This is a genomic window from Longimicrobiales bacterium, from assembly GCA_028823235.1.
GTDB lineage: Bacteria > Gemmatimonadota > Gemmatimonadetes > Longimicrobiales > Gaopeijiaceae > UBA2589.
Map to the genome: position 1 here is coordinate 1 of JAPKBW010000073.1, position 2498 is coordinate 2498.

The 2498-nt window shown below is 61.5% G+C and carries 2 protein-coding genes; both read right to left on the minus strand.

The genetic code is table 11. The annotated features are described in order from the left end of the window. A partial coding sequence (locus OSA81_13655; GenBank protein ID MDE0900047.1) for an adenylate/guanylate cyclase domain-containing protein occupies window positions 1-2124 on the minus strand: 2124 nt, incomplete at its 3' end. Window positions 2125-2231: 107 nt separating this feature from the next. Further along, window positions 2232-2498, minus strand: a 267-nt coding sequence (locus OSA81_13660) for a hypothetical protein (protein MDE0900048.1), incomplete at its 5' end; no start/stop codon positions are given.

The following is a 2498-nucleotide window of genomic DNA, read 5'->3' on the forward strand; positions in this document are numbered from 1 at the left end:
AACTCCGACCATGAGCCCCGTTGTAGACAGCGCGGGAAGGGTCCTCATCGCGTCGACGATTTCCAGCGCCGAGTGCACCGCGGCGCGCTCCTTGTTCACCATCGAAGTTGGGGCACCGAAGACGACCATCATCCCGTCCCCATTGAACTCGACGACGCTTCCACCGCGACAACTAACGATCGTCGAAATCGTCTCGGTGTATTGGTTCACAGTCGAGAACACTTCCTGGGGTGCGCGGTTTTCCGCATACTGCGTATAGCTGCATAGATCGACGAAGAGCACCGTCACTTCGCGCTCGTCTGATTCGATTTCCTGCCCGGCCTCGATCTGCTCCGCGACGGATCCGGGGACATAGCGCCGGAGTGCATCGCGCATCGTCTGCGCCGATTCGATCGCCGCGGCCTGATCGAATCGAAGGAACTCGCTCGACAGCTTGTCGGAGACGGCCGTAAGCAGCGCGATGTCCGTTGATGTGTAGACATCACCCGAGCGCTTGGGGCCCAGCGTAAGGAAACCGATCAGATCAGAACCATGCCGAACGGGGAGCACGAGCGGAACCCCTAACGTTTCGAGGCAAGCCACGTCGAAGGGCCCCAATTGGATCGCGGCGTGATTCCCTACGGCCAAAGATGACGCCAGGGGTCCTTCGCGCGCGCTCAGATTGGCCACGAGCGCGCTAGTGCTGTCGAATGCTGGCGGCGTAATGTGCCCGCGAACGAACACCGGTTCATAGGTTTCACCTGCGGTGGATCGGGCATACATCACCGTCGATTCAGGAGACAGGATTCGATCCAGTTCCTGCCCGGCGCATTCTGCGAGCGACTCGGGGCTCGGGGCCTCCGACAGGGAATGGAGCAGTCGAGCGATGTCGGTTTCCATGTCGTGGCGCTCGCGGAAGAAGAGCCGCTCGAACTGCGGCAGAAAACGACGCTGTGCCGGCACAGCAAGGCCCGCCAACGTGACCGAGAGCAGTGTCTGACTGGTCGCAGGCTCGATCCCCGTCAAGTTGCTTCCGGCCGCAGCCAAGCTGGGAATCACCGTTAAAGTCGCTGCCAGCAGCACGCCACCCAGAGCGCTGTAGATGGCTGTCTGGCTGATGAGTCGGTCGATGTCATAGAGGTTGTAACGGAGAATCGCGATGAGGAAACCGATGGGCACCAGGACGAAGAGCATCGTCACAGGCTCGAAAAAGGCATCGAGCTGACGGGGGTCGGGCCACAGCACCCGAGCGAGGCCCAACAGGAGAAGCGGCCCAACACCGGCATAGGCCGTGAGTACGACCCACTTGACCCTTCGCTTCCCCACTGGGTCGGCATAGAAGTAGTTCCGAGTCAGGATCACCACGCCACCTACGGCGAACAACCCATCGAAGAGCAGTGCAATGACCGCCGTACGGCTCGCAAGCAGAGGGCCGCCCAAATAATATCCGCTGCGGGCGAGCCACCAGATGACGCCTAGCCACGACCAAGATACAGACAAGCGACGATCATTCGGTATCTCGTCCGGAAAGCCAATTGCCCAGCGCAGTGCCAGGATCATTCCGATACCACCAAACACATTGAACAGGTTGAGAGATGTATAGGTCTGCCACGGGGGGCCCCCGTGAAACTGTGTCCCCGTGATGACGACACAGAAAGTCGCCGCGAAAAACAGGCGGGTCGGATAGACCGGTGGGCCACGGAGAAGCACGAGGATCGCCACGAGTGCCCAGACAACAAGCGGCAGAGCCCGGTACCAGGCCACACCCGTGCCCTGCATCTCGAGCGTCATGATCTGACGGTGGCCATTTCGCTCGATCAGGGCGGGAGCACTTTTTTCCCCGGCCATCGCATCGAGCGCCAATGCGTCGAACCCGATGTAGCCGACCCCGGCGAGGTCGGTGCTACGAACTCGTATCAAGCGGTCTCCGAGTTCGAACGATTGGCCACCCCGCCCGCGCTCTAGGCGAAAGCCCGCGACCACGGGGTAGCCGCCATGTGCTTCTGCAGCGGAGGCGTAGATGGGCAACCCGCCAAAGCCGGTCCTGTTGATCTCCTGGATATGCAGGGTAAGGCAGAAGAGCCAGAGGGGAAGCAGAGTCCCCAGAAGCAGTAGGTCGATGTGGTGAAGCGTTCTGAAGCGCATCGGACCTCGTCCTCGTTTCCCAGACCGCTGGCACGCTGCGTGCCCGATCGCCTGGACTCACGCGTCCAACCTACTCCGCGGGTTCTGCACAACGCAGGTTGAAGGGCCTATCCACAACGGTTGGCTTTCGTGGCGACTTCGCGGGACGGGTTGAGGATCTTTTCCGCATCGTCGGACTGGCCACTGTTTGCCAGCCTCTCGGCAAATCTTGCGTAACTCGCCCGCAGCACCGGCAGGCTCAGGGCTCCGCTGCGTTTGCGCAGCAGCCACGCCGCGCTCCCTGAGAAGGCCAGCGCCAGCACGATCAAACCAAAACCCTGCAACGTCGGTACCGAGATCGGCAGCCCCCAGACCATCGTGCCCCAGGCCTCACC